The 20,551-nt window shown below is 51.9% G+C and carries 15 protein-coding genes; 8 read left to right on the top strand and 7 right to left on the bottom strand.

Annotated elements, in window-relative coordinates; translation table 11 throughout:
* Positions 1-46: 46 nt before the first annotated feature.
* Together SH527x_RS19970 and SH527x_RS19965 are read left to right on the top strand one after the other, a co-directional pair.
* The gene (locus SH527x_RS19970; RefSeq protein ID WP_437192452.1) at positions 47-1,465 is read left to right on the top strand and encodes an MFS transporter; all 1,419 of its coding nucleotides are present in this window, start codon (positions 47-49) and stop codon (positions 1,463-1,465) included.
* Positions 1,466-1,758: 293 nt separating this feature from the next.
* On the top strand, positions 1,759-2,169 hold the full coding sequence (locus SH527x_RS19965; protein ID WP_437192451.1) for an FHA domain-containing protein: 411 nt from the start codon (positions 1,759-1,761) through the stop codon (positions 2,167-2,169).
* Positions 2,170-2,234: 65 nt separating this feature from the next.
* Here SH527x_RS19965 and SH527x_RS19960 read toward each other — a convergent pair whose 3' ends face one another.
* From SH527x_RS19960 to SH527x_RS19950, 3 genes are all read right to left on the bottom strand, one after another.
* Positions 2,235-3,881: a SpoIIE family protein phosphatase gene (locus SH527x_RS19960; protein WP_437192450.1), complete on the bottom strand. Its 1,647-nt coding sequence runs from the start codon at positions 3,879-3,881 to the stop codon at positions 2,235-2,237.
* Between the two features lie 354 nt (positions 3,882-4,235).
* The gene (gene truD / locus SH527x_RS19955) at positions 4,236-5,435 is read right to left on the bottom strand and encodes a tRNA pseudouridine(13) synthase TruD (RefSeq protein WP_437192449.1); all 1,200 of its coding nucleotides are present in this window, start codon (positions 5,433-5,435) and stop codon (positions 4,236-4,238) included.
* A 172-nt stretch (positions 5,436-5,607) separates the two neighbouring features.
* Positions 5,608-6,915 carry a radical SAM/SPASM domain-containing protein gene (locus SH527x_RS19950; RefSeq protein ID WP_437192448.1) on the bottom strand — a complete coding sequence of 436 codons (1,308 nt, stop codon included), beginning with the start codon at positions 6,913-6,915 and terminating at the stop codon, positions 5,608-5,610.
* A gap of 265 nt (positions 6,916-7,180) precedes the next feature.
* Here SH527x_RS19950 and SH527x_RS19945 point away from each other — a divergent pair, with 265 nt between their 5' ends.
* Positions 7,181-7,420, top strand: coding sequence for a putative signal transducing protein (locus tag SH527x_RS19945; protein WP_437192447.1), 240 nt, complete (start codon positions 7,181-7,183; stop codon positions 7,418-7,420).
* A gap of 202 nt (positions 7,421-7,622) precedes the next feature.
* Here the strand turns inward: SH527x_RS19945 and SH527x_RS19940 are convergent, their stop codons facing one another.
* Positions 7,623-8,363 carry a TrmH family RNA methyltransferase gene (locus SH527x_RS19940; protein ID WP_437192446.1) on the bottom strand — a complete coding sequence of 247 codons (741 nt, stop codon included), beginning with the start codon at positions 8,361-8,363 and terminating at the stop codon, positions 7,623-7,625.
* 115 nt (positions 8,364-8,478) lie between these two features.
* On the bottom strand, positions 8,479-9,054 hold the full coding sequence (locus SH527x_RS19935; protein WP_437192445.1) for a nitroreductase family protein: 576 nt from the start codon (positions 9,052-9,054) through the stop codon (positions 8,479-8,481).
* A 320-nt stretch (positions 9,055-9,374) separates the two neighbouring features.
* On the opposite strand from SH527x_RS19935, the gene murJ reads away from it, so the two are divergent.
* A complete protein-coding gene (gene murJ / locus SH527x_RS19930; RefSeq protein ID WP_437192444.1) occupies positions 9,375-11,090 on the top strand; it encodes a murein biosynthesis integral membrane protein MurJ in 1,716 nt (571 codons plus the stop codon).
* Between the two features lie 48 nt (positions 11,091-11,138).
* Entirely contained in the window at positions 11,139-12,026 is an 888-nt protein-coding gene (locus SH527x_RS19925) for an aminotransferase class IV (protein ID WP_437192443.1), read from the top strand.
* A 62-nt stretch (positions 12,027-12,088) separates the two neighbouring features.
* Here SH527x_RS19925 and SH527x_RS19920 read toward each other — a convergent pair whose 3' ends face one another.
* Positions 12,089-13,360, bottom strand: a complete 1,272-nt coding sequence (locus SH527x_RS19920; RefSeq protein WP_437192442.1) for a L,D-transpeptidase family protein — start codon at positions 13,358-13,360, stop codon at positions 12,089-12,091.
* Between the two features lie 1,340 nt (positions 13,361-14,700).
* On the opposite strand from SH527x_RS19920, the gene SH527x_RS19915 reads away from it, so the two are divergent.
* Positions 14,701-16,740, top strand: coding sequence for a PrkA family serine protein kinase (locus tag SH527x_RS19915; protein WP_437192441.1), 2,040 nt, complete (start codon positions 14,701-14,703; stop codon positions 16,738-16,740).
* A 726-nt stretch (positions 16,741-17,466) separates the two neighbouring features.
* Here SH527x_RS19915 and odhB read toward each other — a convergent pair.
* A complete protein-coding gene (gene odhB, locus SH527x_RS19910) occupies positions 17,467-18,648 on the bottom strand; it encodes a 2-oxoglutarate dehydrogenase complex dihydrolipoyllysine-residue succinyltransferase (RefSeq protein ID WP_437192440.1) in 1,182 nt (393 codons plus the stop codon).
* 356 nt (positions 18,649-19,004) lie between these two features.
* On the opposite strand from odhB, the gene SH527x_RS19905 reads away from it, so the two are divergent.
* Positions 19,005-19,478, top strand: coding sequence for a VanZ family protein (locus tag SH527x_RS19905; protein ID WP_437192439.1), 474 nt, complete (start codon positions 19,005-19,007; stop codon positions 19,476-19,478).
* A gap of 68 nt (positions 19,479-19,546) precedes the next feature.
* Positions 19,547-20,530 (top strand): prenyltransferase/squalene oxidase repeat-containing protein, encoded by a 984-nt coding sequence (locus SH527x_RS19900; protein WP_437192438.1) that lies wholly within the window; start codon positions 19,547-19,549, stop codon positions 20,528-20,530.
* Positions 20,531-20,551: the final 21 nt, after the last annotated feature.

The following is a 20,551-nucleotide window of genomic DNA, read 5'->3' as shown; positions in this document are numbered from 1 at the left end:
GCATAGGTCCTGGAAGCAACTGCTTCTTTGAAAGAAAATCAGCACGATGCAAACGCCTCCTCCGTCGTCCGAGTCTGCTCACAAGTCTGTCTATCGTGACCTCTCATTCTGGGGGATCACAGCCGCGCAGTTCTTCACGGTCTTCAACGATAACTTCTATAAGCAGATCGTCCTGTTCGTCTGTGTTGCTGCTGCCGCTGCCGGAGATTCTGCCGGACTACAGGGGCAGGCGACAATCATCTTCTCGCTGCCGTTTCTGCTGATGTCCGGGTTTTGCGGTTATCTCTCAGACTTGATGAGCAAGCGGACGATCATCCTGATTGCCAAGGTCGCTGAGATCGTGATCATGGGGGTCGGACTCTTCGGCTTCCTGACGTTGAACATCCCGTTTCTGTTCTTCGTGTTGTTCCTGATGGGAGTCCATAGCGCCCTGTTTGGTCCTGCCAAGTACGGCATCCTCCCGGAATTGTTTACTGACCGCCAGTTGCCGACAGTCAACGGCCTGTTTCAGATGTCGATGTTCATTTCGATCATTCTGGGACTGGCCTGCTCTGGGATTGTGAAGACCTATCTCAACCCGGAACCGGCTGCTGCCGTGAACGCAGCTCAGGTCGCCGTCGACATTCCTGTTGAAACCGCTGAAGCTGCTGCGAATGTCGCTGTTCAGGCTGCCCCCACCGATCCGGGAGCAATCTGGATGGCGTCTCTCATCTGCATCCTGCTTGCAGTGCTGGGACTGATCAGCGCAACCTTCATTCGCAAGACACCTGCAGCCAAACCGAAGATGAAGTTTGATCCTTCGGATCTGATTCTGAATAAGGAAACTCGCAAAGTTCTCTGGAATAATCGTCCACTGCTTGCTGCACTCGTTTCAACATCAGTGTTCTGGGCCACAGGTGGACTGGTTTACCCACAAGCCATCAACGAAGTCGGACTTCTGCAACTCGGACTCTCAGAAGCAATGACCGGCATGATGGCGGCAGGGACCGGATTCGGAATCGCCATCGGATGTGTCCTTGGGATGCTCCTTTCGAAAGGACGGTTCAATGCCCGACTGGTCCGTTTCGGTGCCATTGGAATGTTCATCGGCCTGATTCTGCTGGCTCTGCCCAGCTTCAAACCGAATTCAACTCTGCTTGGCGCAACAGGGACTGCTCTCGGACTGGTCTGGCTCGGAATCTGTGCCGGCCTTTACAGCGTTCCTTTGCAGGTTTTCATCCAGGCACATGCCCCCACTGAGCATAAGGGGCGTGTGATTGGGGCAATGAACCTCGCGAACTGGATCGGGATTTTCTCGTCTGGCGGGATCTTCCTTATTATCAACCCCATTTTGAAATCAAACGGGTTCTCTCCAAATCTCCTGTTTGGTGTCGGGGCGTTTTTCCTGCTTCCTGTCGTCCTATTCTACTGGCCAAAGTCCGAAGTCTATTCAGACAAAGGACTCCCGACAGTTTTACCGGACTAGCGCGTTGAATCTCGCTGCAGGAATTCCCTTTGGTGGTCTCCGCACGAGTGGCACGACCGATCAACGAAAATTCATTTCGAAGCAAAGGACATCAGGACAGAGCTTGACCCGGTCAACTGGACACTGAAAAATGAACTTGATCCCGTCTTTTTCACAAATGCCACGTCTGCATTCTGTTCCGAACAACGCTCTTCAAGCCTCGATCTACTCTGTTCGGTAGAATGTCACCTGTGAGAGCGGGTCACGAACTCGATTGTGACCACATCCCGAACCTTTCCAAGGTGAAACCGCTGATGATCGCGCAGCTCGTTCCTATCGACGGTTCACAGCCCATCTCAATCATTCGGGATGTCACACTTGTTGGGCGGAAAGAAGGGATCTGCGACGTCATTCTTCAAAGTTCGAGCATCTCAAAGCTGCATTGTGCCATCGCGAAGACTGACGGATTGCTTTTCTTTCGCGATCTGGGAAGCACGAATGGGACCAAGGTCAACGGCCAGCGCGTCATGCGTGGTGCGCTTCTGCCAGGTGATGAGCTCTGTTTCGCCAATTTGAGATTTCGCGTTCACCTCGGCCCAGGAAAGCCATTGGCCAACCATTCAGATCGGACAGAAGAGATCTCCAAACCATCTCCGGACCGTTTAGGGACCAACAACGAGTTCAACTTCGTCGAACACAGCAACAGCATGGACTCGAACAACTAGACCGTATCGGTCTTTCATGAGCGCCCAAAGCTGTCTTCTCTGCTCGAAAGCAGAATGAATGTGCTCTACTCGGTGCGTTCGAAGCCGATGATCGTCATGTCGTCGCTGGGTGAACGTCCATCACGGAATCGACTCACATTTTCGACCAGATCATTCACGATCTGCTCAATATTTCCGGTCGACTTCTTGATCGACTCGATCATTCGAGCCTCGCCGAACAGTTCATTCCGGTGGTTCATTGCCTCCGACAATCCATCGGTATACATGATCACCTGATCTCCCTTTTTAATGTTCAAGGTGAGGGGGTGAATTTCGAAGTTCGCGACGATGCCTAATGGAAAGCAACGCTTTTCCGACATCATCAATTCAACTTTCTCAGTCCCTTTCCGCTTCAGCATTGGTGGAGGATGGCCGGCGTTCGCTAACGACAGCAGATGCTGCATTGGATCAAGCACGCCAATGCAGGAGGTGATAAACATACATTCGTCACCATCATCCAGAATGAATTGATTCAAACTGAACAGAGCGGATTTCAACGTTGTGGATGTCGCCAGTCGCAGTCGAACCTCGCCAGCAAACCGCACAATATTCATCGCGGCAGGCAGGCCTTTTCCGGAAGCATCCGCGATCCCCAGAATCACCCGACCGTCTCGCAACATTTCATAAAAGAGATAATCTCCCCCCACCCGTTCTGCCGCCGCGTAGTGATGATAGAACGAATACCCGGCAAGTTGCGGTCGCTCTCTCGGCAACATTCCCAGCTGAATATGACGTGCTGTTTCCAGTTGCCTCTGAGTATTCGAATGCTCCACGACAATACTGTGAGATTTTGAATACCCGATCGCCTGTCCGGCCAGCACCGCGACCGCCGAGATCAGTTCGAAGTCGTCATCTGTAAAGCCGTACGACGATCCCTCCGCTTGCAGAAAGATGACGCCGCAAGGGACTGCGTCAGCGCCGGGAATCGGTGCACACGCCGTGCAAACCTGAAAGTCATCAAGGGCGAAACTAGGATCATCAGGCGCTTCTGTACGAATGATACCCTGACCGGACTGAAGTACTTCCTGAATCACTTCCGAGTCGATCGGAGTTTCTGTCAGGTCTGCACTGTCGCTCTCCCGTCCATGTTTCATCGCCAGCGGATGGACCTTTCCATCCTTTCCTACGAGATGGATCTCCCCAATATTTGTCTGCGGAAACATCCGAAACAGGAGATCAAGAATGCGTGGCAGAATGACATCGATATCCAGACTGCTTCCAAGATCTCTGGCGATCTTGATTAGCGATTGCAATCGGCTTTTGAGCGTTCCGCTTCCATGAGATCCGACGGCAATTTCATACGGGGCCTTCAGCTTGAGTAATTCGGTCTGTTGCCCCACGAAGTCAAGATCCTGAGTCTCAAGGAGACTCTGTGGCGGATCATGAAGATAGAAGCCGATGGGCACTTCATGCAGGACAATCCGATCTCCATCCTGCAATCGTTCGCGTTTGGAGATACGACGTCCGTTGAGAAACGTGCCGTTGATACTTCCCAGATCGTCGAGGTAACAATTCCCCTGAATGACGATCACTTGGGCGTGAAAGCGAGAGATTGCCTTCTGCGGGATAATCAGATCGCAGGTCGGATCTCGCCCAATAACGGCATGCCGATTCATTTGAATCTGATGACGGACACCAGGATTAGGCAGGCCCAGGACAATTAAAGTAGCCATCGCACTGGCTTTGCATCGAGTTGCAAGAACGCTGTCGTCGAGATCGACATCATCCTGATTACGAGCGTTCGTTACTCCAAGTTTACGACGCCAATTTTAGAAAGCTATCCCCCCTACCATCAGAATGAGACACATTTAACACAGCGTTGCTTCACAGCATCATGCAAACAAAACAGGCAGTGTCAGCAAGCCCCTGAGGTGCCTGTTCCATCGCAAGGACTTCAGCGTTTCTGGGCCGAATACCTTCCTGAAGTATCAGCCGAGTCGAGAATCCGAAGCAATGTCAACTCGACCATTTGAGAGACCAGTCTGGCCTCTCAAAACGGTCGAACAGACAATAGCAGGGATTCCGTGCTACTCGGCGTCGGTTTCTTCCAGGTCGATCTCTTCAGCGTTCAGAAAGAGTCGCTTGATCACCATGGTTGCATAGGAACCGCGTGAAAGAGAAAACCGCAGCGTCAGGCGTGACAATCCTGTTGAAAGTTCGTCAGCCGCAAACTCCCCGCGAAAATTCTGCACCGGAATCATCACCGGGCGATAAGCCCGTGAGAAGAAGCGATCGCGAGGGAACTTCACCTTGAGCTCATGCAGCTTCCACCCCTGCTCTTGCAAGGTCGTCTCAACCAATTCCGGGTCAGGGAATTCTGATAACTGGAGACGGCCGGAAGGCAGCGGCACCTGCATTCTCTGATACCGCTCTGACTGCTCTTTCGTAAAGACTTTCGGGCAGTTCAATGGTCCAGTCTTCAAATTCAACGTGACCATCTGCTCTGGTGAAATCTCTTTCGCAAATGAGGCGCTAACAATTCGATTCCAAAGATCGCTTTGCAACGCGGAGAGATAGAGACCCCTTAAATCTCCATTCACTGTCGCCCAGGCCTTTTTGAAATCGGTGGGGTGATCGCACAGATACGTGACAATACTGCGTCGATGGGATCGGGAGAGCAACTGCTTACATAGAATCCAATCTCCCCAGTTTTCCCGCAGAATGGCTTTCTGTTCACGTTCTTCAGGGTTGTCGGTCCGTTCCGGTTCCGCGAACGCCAGTCGAAACGCATCTTCATAACGCCCGCGAATCCAGGCTTCAGCGATGAATCCGTGTTCCGGGAACCACGAACCAAATCGTTGTTCGTCGAAGTAATTCGGAACTCCGGACTGCTGGATTTCAGGAATTGCAATTTCAGCAGCGTCGCGTTCTCTCTCAGAGAGTGATCGCAACACAATCCGAAACGTATTCTCAGAGATATCGTCTGCCGAAATCGGGCGTGTCGACTGCCCAAGATAATTCAGAAAAATCTCACCGTCCTCAAAGGACTGCCGTGGGCCATTCCGAATCGTAATGCGCTGTGTCGTCACTGCATGCCGGTCTTTTAGCCCTGCATGTTCGATATTCTTTCGTGGGATCTCGATCTCTCTGGCCATCTTGTCGATCGCATCCAGAGTGGTCCAACCGGTTTTCCGGAGTTCGTAAACGGCAAACTCGCCACTTCTCCCGACAGGCAGGGAGCTCCGCTCGATCACTTCAAAATCTTCAGGCTGCCGACGAAGCTTCATAAAAGAAAACCAATTCTCAACGACAGCAGATTCACTGCTTCATCTCTGCACAGTGAGCTCTGCTCGATAGCGGATTTATGTCAGTTTCGCATTCCGACGGCGAAACAATCAGTCATTTGCAATTTTGCATTTCTCACCGGGAGGCCGATACTCGCCGCCGGATGTCCTGGGCTCACGGAGAATTCTTCTCGGCGTGCCCTGTCTGTAATTGCACAAGTTGAGGCACTGGAAGCTGAGTCGCATGTCGAGACTGGACAGCTGGGGCAGAATATCTTGAGTGATCTCTCCCCTGATAGGCCCCGAAGTCATTAAAGAAGTGACGTTTCGCAATTTTGTACGCCCAACTTCTTTCAGGAACAGCGTTCTCAGGATTGAACTGAGAAGGCCGCACATCCATCGCCTGCAATTCTGCGAGTGCGGTCTGGCGTGCAGTGCCGTCGGTTGCACCATGCTTCTGAATCAGCGCTTCCAGCAGGTCCGGACGCTCTAGGACGATGCAACCGCGAGTCGTTTCTCTGGCAAGCTCACGGAAATCATTCAGGAATGGAGAATTGATTTTGTCTGCCAGCGTCTTTGTCTTGTCGTGGATGTTATCCGTGGTGAACTGAATGATTGGACACGGCTCAATCCCGCCCCACGGATTGATGTGATGTGTGATTCCGGTCGCAGCGGGACACAATGCCTGCCCTTGATGATCCGCATATGCATCGACGAAGACGATCGGCTTTTTCACGCGCATGTCGACGACGAACTTCCGGATCTTCAACTGCTGTTCAGCGGTCAGACACAACTCAGGCGACGCCTCTGGGCCCATTGGTCGATAGACGTGAAACCAGGTGTACAACACCCCGAGTTCAATTAGCCGATCGACCCATTTTTCGTTCACCAGATCATCAATATTGGTCTGACAAACGCTCGTACAGACACCAGTAAACACGCGATTGTTCAGACAGTTCTGAACCCCCTGCATCGACTTCGACCAGACATTCTTTCGCCCACGCCGCTCGTCGCTGATGATCTCCGAGCCTTCAATGCTGACCAGAGGCGTCACGTTTCCAAGCTTCCGCAAACGCTTCGCAACTTCATCTGTAATGAAGTGCCCATTGGTGAAGACCTGAAAGTAGCAGTCTGGATGGGCGGCCAGAATCTCTAGTAATTCAGGATGCATGAACGGTTCTCCGCCGACAATCCCGAAGAACACGTTCCCTTCTGCCTTAGCTTCATTGATCAGCCGGTTCATGGCTTCGAGGTCAATGGTCTGCTGTTTTGCAGCCACATCGACCCAGCACCCCTGACATCTCAGATTGCAAGAATTAATTACGGAAATGTAAATGAAGGGTGGAAAGACATGCCCCTTCTTCAATTTCCTCTTAAACCTCTGAACAGACAGAGTCCCTTTGACTCCCATATTCCAGAATAATTTCCAAAGCAGGCGTTTGTCTGTCTCAACTAGGAGACGTCTGGCCATTCTTAAATACATGACAGATCCACCCTTTGGTCAGCCATCAAATGAGAGATCTCATTCACGACCAGTCAAATCGAATTTCAATTCCCACAACAAAGTGAGCCAAATTGGCACAATGTTTGCCTTTCGGCATATCGCAGGAAGAAACCCGTCCTTTGGTCACGGCTGAATCCGGTTGCTCCAGAAGAAAATATCTTCCCCATCATATCCAATCAAACCGTGTTACAACCAGTTCGCTATAACGACGAAGTCCCATGCAACTTCTGATGGAGAAAGCATCATGGCAGAAGAACTCCTCATTCCAATCTACAAGTCCTCAGACATTGGCAGAGCAGAAGTCATTCGTATCGCACTCGAAGAATCTGGAATCCGGTGTGCTCTTGAAAACGAGTTACAGGCTGGATTAAGCGGGATTTTGCAGTGTCGGCTGCTCGTTCTGTCATCCGACTTCGAAGCCGCTCGCGAGATCATCGATGAGTGCGAAAATTCTCATAAAAACCACGAACCCGCACACAGCTGATCAGTGGGAGATCCACTTTCCCCCACCTGAATTCAACCTAAATTTCCCCCCTGCTCCTCCAGAATCCCGGTTCACCCAAGAAAATCAGGAATCAGCCTTCCCGGAATTTGATTTCGTTTCCCACAAATCCTTATGGATTCGGTTCGAACGTTTCGGGAAGTCGCAGGAAAACAATTTATCTATCATCCGAACTCGAAAGAACTTACGAATCCCTCGACAGACTGGCCATCAGAATTCCAGCCGCGACCGAGACATTCAGTGAGTCGACCTTTCCGGCCGGGGGAATCTGACAGACCTGATCACACCGGTCTAATGTTAATCGTCGTAACCCTCTTTCTTCATTACCAATTACGACGAGCCAACGACGATCTCGATCCACGTCGTTCAAGTTCATCTCTGCATGCTCAGAGCTTCCCAGAACCCACATGTCGTTTTGCTTCGCAACATCAATCCCACGTGCAAGATTCGTCTGCAGGGTAAATGGAACGTATTCGACTCCGCCTGAAGCAACATCATACACGGTGGACGATAACGGAGCGGATCGGTCGACGGTCAACATGATCCCCTGAATCCCGAAGAAAGCAGCCGTACGAAATACCGCCCCGACATTATGGGGATCCTGGAGCTGATCGAAGGCCAGCCAGATCCCGCGTGGGACGGCCGGAGTGAACAAATCACTCAACGGGATCCCTGAACGCTCACGCACCACTGCGAACGTATTTCCAACGCGTCCTCCCTCTTTGTTCAACCGTCGACCACCATGTTCGCGGTTCACCAATGGCTCGCGTACTGCAATTCGCAGCACTCTCGCTTCTTCAATGACTCGTTGCCACCCTTCATTGCTCTTGGCAGGGCTCGCATGGACCTCCAACACATCCTCCGGACGAGTCTGAAGTGCAGCCAGAACACTATGAGGATTGGTCAGTTTCAATGAGGAAGTCATGGGCAATTCATCTGGCCGGCGAGCAATCAACTTGCGCCGACGGCGATCCAAAGACAGGAACAAAATAGAACAGGGACGAAACTCGCAGGAAATACCGTGGGAATCCCGCAGAAATTTACGGGTGAATAACAGTGACATCAGACACCGGACGTCGTTTCCCTGCAGGCTGAGTCAAAGGATAACCATACCAGATCATCCCGACCATTTTCTCAGTGCTGGGGTCAATCTTCAGCAACTCATTGAATGCCGGATGCTGCAAAATCGGGCCGGTCGACCACTTCGAGCCGATCCCCTGTTGCCACAAAAACAGCGTCAGATTCTGAATCGCACAGCTGACTGCCGCGTAATTCTCGCGATCGCGAACCGGATCGGCAGATGCCTGACAGGTCACAAACAGCCATCCAGGGATCTGAGACCACTTTGACCGACGGGTTGCTGCTGCTTCCGCGCCCTTCTCCGCTTCCAATTGACGGGCACTGAGTTCCACAATTTCATTCGCAGTCTGTTTGCCAATCAGGTGAAAACGCCAAGGTTCAGTCAGCTTGTGATTTGGTGCCCAGCGTGCCAGCTCGATCGCCTGCAACACGAGTTCCTGCGGAGGAACTTCCGGTCGATAATCATTGATCGTCCGACGGGTGCGGATCAGTGTCGCCAGATCCGATTCCACATGTATGACATCAAGTTGAGACATGGACGTTCCTTTTGATCGAATTAAAGCAGCAGCGGCCACGATCCTGAGCAGAAATCAGGAACAGGAATCATGAGCTGAAACGAACGGCTGTATTGTAGTGAGTTTTTACGATTGAGATATCACATGGAGGAGCTTTGAAGACTCATTCAAAATCATTCCACTTCTGCCCGTCCTCATTTCAGCAATCGCTAAACCGCAGCCAGACTCCAATGGAGTAGCTGGAAATCGACTTGTCGGATACGCCACAAGAAAACAGGACAGAAATCTGTTAAGGTTCGCCTCGAAACCGGAGGCATCCCGAGTGGTTTTTGAATAAGCCCATGCGGCGTGCAGGGACAGGTTGCAACCCGATCAATCAAGGTTCCGTTTTGTCCGAAACAATCCCAGATCGTTCCGCGTCGCTGTCAACCGGTTCAGAATCGACTGCGGCATCTGACGCGTCAAACGGAACTCAGGGAGTGATGTCCAACTTGCGGCTGGTCAGCCTGGGCACCCTGCTCTCGCGGCTGATGGGGTTGTTCCGCGACATTGGCATGACGACCCTGTTCGGGGCTGGGACAATCTTTGATGCGTTTGTCGTCGCCTTTCGTATTCCGAACCTTTCTCGACAGCTTCTCGGCGAAGGGGCTTTGAGTACCGCCTTTCTTCCAGTCTTCATTCGGAGTCGTGATCGACATGGAATGGAGGCCGCCAGGGAACTGCTGACACTGACGGCCATCCTTCTGGCTGTAACATTGACCATCTCGATTTCTCTGGCAGAACTTGGAATCGGAATTGTTCGACTCACAGCATCCGTTAGTGAATCGACTGCGTTATTGCTCGACCTGCTGGCGTTGATGCTGCCTTACTCGTTGACCATCTGTCTGGCGGCGTTGTTCTGTGCAACGCTGCATGCACAACGACAGTTCCTCTGGCCGGCACTGATTCCGGTCGTTCTGAACGTCATTCTCCTGTCAGTGATGGCCTGTTTAAGCAGCAGTCACTTCAGTCAGGAGACACAATCTAAAATCCTCGCTGGCACTGTCAGTCTGGCCGGTATCATTCAACTGTTGATTCCACTGAGAATCCTCCATCGACAAGGCATCGGGCTCGTTCGACACTGGTCCACTGGCTGGGCAAATGTGCGAGAAATCATTTCCGCGATGGTCCCAGTGCTGATCGGCATGTCCGTCCTTCAGGCGAGCGCCATCTTCGACAGCCTTCTTGCCTGGGGGCTGGCACAGCCTGATGATGGAAGTCAGGCATGGTGCGAATCGTTTGGTATCTCCCCAATGCTTGAGGCCGGGACCGCAGCAGCCATCTATCTGGGCCAGCGCATGCTGCAGTTTCCACTGGGAGTCTTCGGAGTAGCCCTCGGCACAGTGCTCTACCCGATTTTGACTCAGCACGCGCAACGGGGTGAAATGGATCTTCTCCGCGCCGATCTCAGTCGTGGAATCCGCATTGTGATTGCGATTGGAATTCCTGCGAGCGTGGGTCTCTACCTGATCGCCTGGCCGTTGACAATCGCCTTGTTCCGCTGGGGCGAATTCAGTGATCGAGACGCGATGTTCGCCTCTCAAATGATCGGAATCTATTCCGCAGGAGTCTGGAGCAGTATCGGAATTGCGATTCTCAATCGCGCCTGGTACGCCACTGGTGACCGGCAAACACCAATGCGGCTCGGGTTGCTCTTTCTGGGCGTAAATCAGATTCTGAATCTCACTCTGATCTGGTTCGTCGGCGGGATCGGCATTGCCCTTGGAAGCATCATCACCAGCGGCCTCCTCTGTCTGGTTACGTTGTGGAAATTAAACAACCACGTTGGTCCTCTGAACTGGCGAGCAATTTCAATTACCCTGATGAAGGGCATTGTCTGTACCGCTGTCATGACCATTGCATGTTTTGCGACAATGCCGTTCGCCCCTGTCCCGACAGATCTGCTGACGAAACTCATTGCCCTTGGAATCCCCTGTGTCGTCGGTTCCGCTGTCTATTGGACTGCTGCAAAATTGACGGGCATGACGGAACTGGAAGAATTCCTGTTGAGAAAATAGCGTTCAACTCCAACTTTTGAGGCCAACGTCGTGAATCTGAATTCCACAATGGATGAATCGGTCCAACAGGCTCTGGCAAACTGGAACGGCGTTGAGATGCCGCTGCTCGACGTCCGAGTCTCCGTACTCGATCGAGGATTTCTCTTCGGGGACGCGATCTACGAAGTGATTCGGGTCTACCGTGGTCGCCCTTTTCTGTTTCAAGATCACATTGACCGGATTGGGCGCAACCTCAAAAAACTGCAAATTCACTCAGACAAATCCGTGATGGCCGAACGCGCGCTCAAAACACTCGCTCAGTGTGGCCATCAGGAAGCGACGATCTATTTTCAGATCACCAGAGGCGAAGCCAAGCGGACTCACACATTCCCCTCCTCTGCTGTCAGTCCGAATGAGCTCGTCTATGTTCAGGAATTCCGCGATCCCTATGTCGCAAAGCGTGAGAATGGCGGAACGGCGATCCTGATTCCGGACATTCGCTGGAAACGCTGCGACATCAAGAGCACCAACCTGCTCGCCAACTGTCTGGGAGCCGAACAGGCCAAAGCCGCAGGCTGCGATGAAGCGATTTTCATGGACCCGGACGGTGTCCTCATTGAAGGCACCCATACCAGTTTGTTTGCTGTCCGCGACGGAGCGATTCAGACAACTCCGTTGGGTCTTCACATTCTCCCTGGGATTACACGTAAGCTCATTTTTCGGCTCGCGCAATCACAAAACATTCCCATCATCGAAGGCCAACTTCACCGCGACGATCTGAGCTCCATTGATGAACTTTTCATCACTGGAACCAGCACTGAACTCATGCCGATCATTCAGGTCGACGACATCGTCATTGGCAATGCGAATAAAGGCAATCGGCTCAGCCAACCGGGTCCGATTGTGAAGCAGTTGCAGAAGGCTTACCGAGAAGCAATTCAGGCGGAGTGCCCGTAGACACACCGCCTGAAGATGATTCGAATTTGCGTTAATCAAACAGCACGAGACGGCCGTTCAGTCTACTGTTTGACAACCACTTCTGATCCAACGACAACCAGGTCGAACAGGGCTTCCATCTCTCGATTTTTCAGACGAATGCAACCGTGAGAGCCAGTCTGGCCGATCATGTCAGGTTCGTTCGTGCCATGAATTCCCAGATCAATCTTCTCGCCCTGATGATCCTTCAGCGTCAGCAACCGAGTCCCCAATGGGTTCTCTGGATCGCCACCAGCAACAGATCCTTCGATACTGCGAAACGGAGGATTCACAATCTTCTCAACGACTTTGAAGCTTCCCTGTTCGATGGTGGCATTTGCACCGAAGCCGACCTTCATCCTGACCAGGTAGTACCCGTTGGAGTGAACAGTCAGATCCATATCGCTGAGATCAATCACAGCAGAAAATGGCCCTTGCAACACCTTCAACGCATGACCGGTTCGAAGTTGACTTGCATCAATCCGATTCAAACGAGCGAGATACTGGGGAGACAACTGATAGCGTGCAGCAATCTGTTCAAATCGGTCACCAAACTGCATGACATACGGTTCGAGATAGTGCTGCTGCGGCTGGAAGTAGATTTTCCCTGCCAACAGATTCATGCGATCAAAAAACTTCGAACGCTGATCAGGTTGGGTCCAGTACCACTTGGAATAAAGACGCAAAGCCTCGACATCGCGTCCTTCCTGAGCCAGACGGTCAGCCTCTTCGAGTCGAACTTCGCCTGTCACGCCTTCAGGTTTGGCAACAGAACGAACATGTGGCTTAGGAACCACTTGGCCGTGATCGTCGGAGGTGTCATCAATCGCGTCGGCAGTCACAACGCCGCTCTCGCTGGATGATGAAGAATACATTTCAGATGATCGAACCGCGTTCACGGCACGTTCTGCAGGAGCCTGTCGCACAAATGCTGTCTGGACGATAGCTGTCTGACCGATGGCAGGAGCTGCATCACCTGCAGGCGCTTCCATCGGTTCTTGAGCAGTTGCCTTCTCAAGTTGAGAGACATCCTCTGAAGTCGTCGGTTCGACGGTCCCCTCCAGAACGACAACAGAATCATTGGACTCTGATTGCGCTGGAGCCGGCTCTGCCTGACGGACAATCTCCCGGTTCGCCAATGCGCGTGGAGGAGGCGGCATCGGTTCTTCTTCGACGTTGCCCACTGTCGGCGAGACCGAACTTCCACTCGTAAAGAAATCGAGCTTCCAGGCGGTCACAATCCCGAAGCTGCACAGGACGATGAACCAGAACTGAAACGTTTGAACGGGATGACGACGTGGACGCTGATCGAACATGACGTCTGATTTCCTGAACTGCAGAACGAACTCAAATAAGCGGAACAAACACAATGAGGAATTGACCGTGGCTCACTTAGCAGACTGACAGATGCGCGACACTCATCAGTCCGCTGAAACTGGCTCAGCTGGGATGCTGAAATAGCTATCAGCGCTCTCGCTTGTCGGAGCTTTCTGACGATTCAGTTTCCACAACTGATGCGGCTTCAGGTTCTCCATCATTGTGCAACCTGTTGAGCTGCAGATGAGAACAAGAAGTAGTAATGCGGATCGCATCGGAAGCCTTTCCGAAGTCGACGAGTGCCGAACAGGAGCAAACCAGGAGTTAACAGAAAAGTGGTGTGAAACATGCCACCATGTTTCCGCCAGTTCACAATTCGAATGGCGGAGACATGGACACGTTGCCCGAACGGGATACAGCCAGACAGGGACTTGAGTAAGACCTGCATGACCAGAGAGATACTTGAAGGGAGCGGGAACGTAACCAAGGCTTTCATTTTCAGGCAACACAAAATTGCCGGTTACGAACCAAAGAATCAGGCGCGCGTAAAAAATGCAATCGATGCTGACAGGCGAGTGAACGTAAGTCCTTATCCATACGCAAAAAAGCCGCAGTTCAAACAGCCGGACACAAGCAGCCGATTTGCTTTTAAGAAACGTCTCTTCAGCAAAAAGTGCCGATTTTCAGCGATTCAGGTCGAAGAATCGAAAGGATCAAGACGTCCAACATCCTCCTTACAGACTGACCAGCGCCTCAAATAGTGACGAGGTTCCATTCAGAACTGGTCTTGCCTGCGGCACATGCCCCGTGATAATAGTCGTGGACAGACGAGGCTTTGCTGAACCAGAAAGCCTCCTCACTCAAGCCTTGAAACACTGATTGAATCGAAGTCGCGGCGACTGTCGCACGAGTTCTTAAATTCGACGATCGTTTTCAACCGCGACCTGAACCTAATTCGTCTCTCAACACATTAGAGCGATCCGGTCTGGCACTGAGCAGACTGCTCACTCTAATGAAGCCGACCGTTCATATTCAGGAAATCGCAGGCCGGGTGTCTTATCTCGGAATGACATAGGAAATTCCGCCTGCACAAGTCAGGACCGCAAGGTCAACTGGGGCAGTTCGAACCTCGACTCGAACTGCCTCCAGCGCTCACACCGATCCTTTGGCAATCCAGCAACTGGTCAGGAACGGGTTAACCGTCTTCGCTCAGGTTCTTTTCTTCGCCCCGTCTTTATCAATCACTGGATTCACGCCACTTCATTCAATGGAAAAAGCCACGATTTGAATTGGTTCCCTCCCGGCCCGTCGCTGTCATGCACAACTGGAAGTGATATCCATGACCAATGGCCATACTCTCCTTGATCAGTTCTCCTTAAAGCAGAACAAAGAACAATTTCGGCACAGCCACTGGCAAGGGGCTTTCGCCGAATATCTGGATCTGGTGAAAGCCACTCCAGCGATTGCCAGAACGTCTTACCAGCGTCTCTATGACATGATTCTGGCGGACGGACATTACACCGTAGAAGGTAAAAAAGATCAGGTCCGCTACCGGTTCTTTGACGACCCGCATAATGATGGTGAAGACGCGATTTTCGGTTTGACCAGAACGTTGATGGAACTCGTCAATGTCTTTCGGTCCGCAGCTTTGAAGTACGGAACAGAACGTCGGGTTCTCTTGCTGCATGGTCCTGTCGGAAGTTCCAAGTCAACAATCGCGAGACTGCTGAAACGCGGACTGGAACGATATAGCCGTACCGATGAAGGAGCTCTCTATACCTTCGGATGGAAAGAAGATGACGGCTCCATTACCTGGGATCCAATGAACTGCGAGCCGCTGCTTCTGATCCCTGTTGAAGCACGTGCAGAAATCGCAGCGAAGCTCAATGAAGGTCGTACCGAACATGGCTACGACATTGAGATCGAAGGTCAGGTCTGCCCTCTCTCGCGATGGTACTTTCAACAGCGACTTGAACAGTTTGACGGAGACTGGACGAAGGTTCTGGAAACCGTCGTCTGCAAACGCGTGTTCCTTTCCGAACAGGACCGCGTCGGCATTGGCACGTTTCAGCCGAAGGACGAAAAGAATCAGGACTCAACCGAACTGACTGGCGACATCAACTATCGGAAGATTGCCGAGTTCGGAACGGACTCTGACCCACGAGCATTCAATTTCGATGGGGAATTCAATGTTTCGAACCGCGGAATGATTGAGTTTATTGAAGTGCTAAAACTGGATGTCGCATTTCTGTACGACCTGCTCGGAGCATCTCAAGAACATAAGATCAAACCGAAGAAGTTCGCTCAGACAGACATCGACACAGTGATCATTGGTCACACCAACGAACCGGAGTATCGCAAACTTCAATCGAACGAATTCATGGAAGCGTTGCGGGACCGTACGATCAAGATCGATGTTCCGTATGTCACGACGCTAAAAGATGAAGTCAAAATCTATAATAAGAGTTACTCTCCGAAGCGGGTTCGTGGAAAACACATTGCCCCGCACACCATCGAAGTTGCTGCGATGTGGGCAATCCTCACGCGACTCGAACAACCGAAGCATCACGGGTTAACCTTGATGCAGAAACTGAAACTCTACAACGGAAAGACGTTGCCTGGCTTCACTGCAGAGAACATCAAGCAGCTTAAGAAAGAAACCAAGCACGAAGGACTGGGAGGCATCTCGCCACGCTACGTTCAGGATAAACTTTCCAACGCACTGGTCGTGAACACCCAATCAACGAGCCTCAACCCGTTCATGGTGTTGAACGAACTGGAATCCGGGCTGCGACATCACTCACTGATTGGCAGCGAGGATACACGCGAGCACTATCGCCAACTCATCTCCATCGTGAAGGATGAGTACACTGATGTTGTGAAGAATGAAGTCCAGCGTGCCATCGCTGCTGATGAAGATGCACTCACTCGTCTCTGCTCCAATTACATCGACAATGTCAAAGCCTATACGCAGCATGAAAAGGTCAAGAATCGGTTCACTGGAGACGATGAACAACCTGACGAGAGACTGATGCGATCCATCGAAGAAAAGATCGATATTCATGACTCACGCAAAGATGACTTCCGCCGTGAAATCATGAACTACATCGGCGCACTGGCAATCGATGGAAAGACGTTCAACTACAAGACGAACGAACGTCTGCAGAAGGCTCTCGAAATGAAGCTCTTCGAAGATCAGAAGGACTCCATCAAACTCACCAGTCTCGTTTCGCAAGTCATTGATAAGGAGACACAGGCCAAGATCGATATCGTCAAAGAACGGTTAATCAGAACCTACGGGTACAATGAAGAATCCGCGACGGATGTGCTGCAATATGTTGCCAGTATCTTCGCCCGCGGTGACACGAAGGAAGCTTAGCCTCGACTTTTGATTCCTGTTTCTCAGCTACGGCTTAGCAGTATCGAGTCAGTAAGGAGGAAAAACTCCGCCTGAGCCGAACGAAAGTGTCCACCCTGTTCAGTTTTCCTGTCATCTCAACAGCGAGTCAGCAGATGACTCACCATCCCGGTTTTGAAAGCACTTTAATCAGTGAACCCCAAAAATTCAGGAGGTGAAAGACTGTCTATCACGCAGAGGATTTTTAATCATTAGCGTCACCACAAAAAGATAACCCTGATGAACTATTTCATCGGGGTTATTATCCATACCGACAAGGCATGGTCTCGCGGAGGATTCAAGATGAAGCTGCATGAGAAGCAGTGCGTCGCTGCCTCCAATGCAAACCAGTCTTGTGTCTCCTCATTCAACACACGAGCCCACGTAAGGTTCTGCGAAGTCCTGTAAGAAATTTCAATTTCGAGAGTGCCTTCACTCCAGGCGGCAGGCATCTTCAATTCACATCTGGCTTTGTGAACATTTCTCTCAGCAGTCTGCTCTCGACGTGCGCGCGGAACGACCTGACACCAGAGTGGCTTTGCAACCGAGAGACACGGCACACAGATTGACTCCTGCCCTGAGTGCAATGCAGCCAGATTCAATGAAATCAGATTCAACAGAATCAAAAAGAAAGCAGCCACCCGAGATTTCGGATGGCTGCTTTGCTGTTTCGATGTGTTGTGAAGAGCGAACGGCTCCTCAGGAACATCAGACTTCGAGGATCAGTCGTGTTGGCTGCTCGATGGTTTCCTTGATTCGTCGCAAGAAGGAAACCGCTTCACGACCGTCGACAACCCGGTGATCGTAGGTCAGAGCCAGATACATCATCGGGCGGATGACAACCTGACCGTTGACCGCAACTGGGCGATCGAAGATCCCGTGCATTCCCAGAACACCGCTCTGAGGAGGATTCACGATTGGAGTCGACAGCAGAGAGCCGTACACACCACCGTTGGTGATGGTGAACGTTCCACCTTCGAGCTCGTCGAGTCCGATTTTGTTTTCTTTCGCCTTCTGCCCGTAAGCAGCGATCGCGAGTTCGATTTCGGCAAAGCTCATCCGTTCAGCGTTTCGCAACACTGGAACCACGAGTCCTTTACCGCCGCCGATCGCAACGCCGATATCACAGAAGTTGCGATAGACGAGCTGATTGCCGTCGATCTGCGCCCCAACTTGTGGATACTGATTCAGCGCGTCAACGACAGCCCGGACGAAGAACGACATAAACCCAAGTTTAATGCCGTACTTCTTCTGGAATGAATCCTGATAGGACTCACGAAGTTGCTTGATGCCAGACATGTCAACTTCGTTGAACGTTGTCAGCAAAGCGGCATTGTGCTGCGCTTCAACCAGACGACGTGCGATCGTCTGACGAATCGGAGACATTGGAACGCGACGCTCTTCGCGACCTGAGATTTCAGCACGAACAGCTGAAGTCGTTGTCAGGGAACGCTGAACATCTTCTTTCATCACGCGACCACCAGGACCGGAACCGGCAACCTGGCTGGCGTCGACTTGATTCTGGCCGGCAACGCGGGCAGCAGCTGGCATCACATGACCGCCTGCTGGAGCGGCAGCAGCTGGAGCAGCGGCCTTTGGAGCCTCAGCAGCTGGGGCCGATTCCTGTTTTGCAGGAGCAGCGCCCGCTTTCGGACCTGGTTCGAAGATGGCAATGACGTCGCCGATGGCAGCAGAGTCGCCAGCTTTCTTTGTAATGGATTTCAACACGCCGGCCGCTGGAGCAGGAACATCGAATGTGGCTTTGTCAGTTTCCAACCCCGCCAGGTTGGTGTCGACTTCCACCCAAGTCCCTTCTTTGACGTACCATTCGCCAATGAAGACTTCACTGATCGATTCCCCAACGGAGGGAACTTTGATTTCCACGGACATTACTGTATGACCTTGACTGTCGCGGACCGTGAGGTACAGACGGTCCCTAACGGGTTAATTTCCTCAGCCTCGCATCATACTTCCCCATTGCGTCGAGCGTGAGTCCGAGACTGCTGAATTCTGCAGGACACCGAAAACTCACCCAATCGCGGCGAAGTTTGCCGAACTAGCGCATACCAACGCACTTTCAGACGAATTCTAGCAGCTCTTGAAGGGGTGTCCCTGACGAATTTCTGAGAATCCGGGTCCCCATTTTTCGTAACTTTGAACTAAACTGGTTGTGGAAGTCGCCTCTGGAATCATCAGGCGTGAGAAATCAGGACAAAGATTTGTCCGTTGAGGTTGAAAAACTCCCTATGGAGAAATCGATTAACAGGTGGATTCGAACACTCGTCCCACTGGTCTGGCTGGCATACGCCGCGGTGTTGTTTTACGCAACGCATATGCGGATTCCACCTTCTGCGAAATCGTTAGTTCACGAATATGACAAGCTGATTCACGCATCAGCGTTCTTCATTCTCACCGTCCTGAGCGCCACGACCTTTCTGCGTCGAAATTCCCGGTTGCGATCGTGGGGAATTTTGATTTGCCTCCTGCTTCCATACGCCGCTCTCGACGAGTATCTGCAGGGGTACTTCCAACGAACTCCAGATATTAATGACTGGATCAGCGACTCTATTGGAATTCTGGCGGGATGCCTGTTCACCTTGGCAGCCAGAAAATGGCTTTTCGCTCCAGAAGTCGAATTGCCGAAAAAAGCCGCACTGCTCGAAGAAAGCTCACCTCTCGCGACGCCTCCATTGGCAGACCGCTTGAATACACTGAACTAACTCCGGCCTCGTCCCTTTCGGCAGACATGAGATCCAGCATCATTCGCCACAATCGCTGACGATTCGCCATGCAAGAACTCCCTTATCTCGTCCGCCTCGGCAATCGCCTGAATCAAGGATTGCGAGGGTTCTCTGATCAGAGACGCGATACTCACGCCCAGTTTTTGCTGCAGTTCCAACAGGCCGATGGCGGATTTCGGGGCCGGGATGGCGATTCCGATCTGTATTACACCAGCTTCGCCATTCGAGCATTGTGGATGCTTGAACGCCTGACGCCTGCCACCGTCACTTCCGTCGGTGAGTTTCTGAAAGGACTCTGGTCGGCGGAACTAAACACTCTGGACCAGATGAACTGGCTCTCCACTGCCCTCGCTCTTGAAGTCGCCGGAGGTTCCAGTCCAGTTGCAAATATCGAGGAGCTACGAAGCCTCGTTGCACAAAAGATGGAAGCAACCAGAACCAGTGACGGGGGATACGCCAAAGCAACAGAAGGCGCAACCGGAAGCACCTATCAGGGATTTCTGGTTTTGCTGACCTACCAGCTCCTTGACCTCAAACTTCCGCGCCCCAATGCTTTAATTCAATTCCTCTATGATCGCCAACGCGAAGACGGTGGATTCGTCGAGATCGCTCCGATGCGCCGCAGCGGCACGAACCCCACTGCCGCCGCCGCAGCAATTCTGCAGGAACTCAATGTCCTTGATCGGGAGACTCGAAACGACATTGAAGCGTTTCTTAGAGACGTCAAATGTCAGGATGAAGCGGGATTTACAGCGAATACGCGGATTCCATTCGCAGACAGCCTCTCCACGTTTACAGCTGTTTTAACAACGCAAAACCTGCAACTTCGTCACGCCTATCATCGGGATGACCTGATCCACTGGGTAACGTCTCAACTTGAATTTCCGACGGGGGGATTTCGGGCCGCCACCTGGGACGATCAGGCTGACGTCGAGTACTCATTTTACGGTCTGGGATTACTGGCACTTCTGGATTCAAACAACGGCGCCGGCACTCCTGAACTGGATACAACCGGTAAAGGCGATTCTTGACGCCCACCTCAAAGGCGAATT

This window comes from Planctomicrobium limosum, from assembly GCF_051465645.1.
Taxonomy (GTDB): Bacteria; Planctomycetota; Planctomycetia; order Planctomycetales; family Planctomycetaceae; genus Planctomicrobium.
Note: the sequence above shows the minus strand (reverse complement) of the source record. Positions and strands in the feature narration are given on the sequence as shown.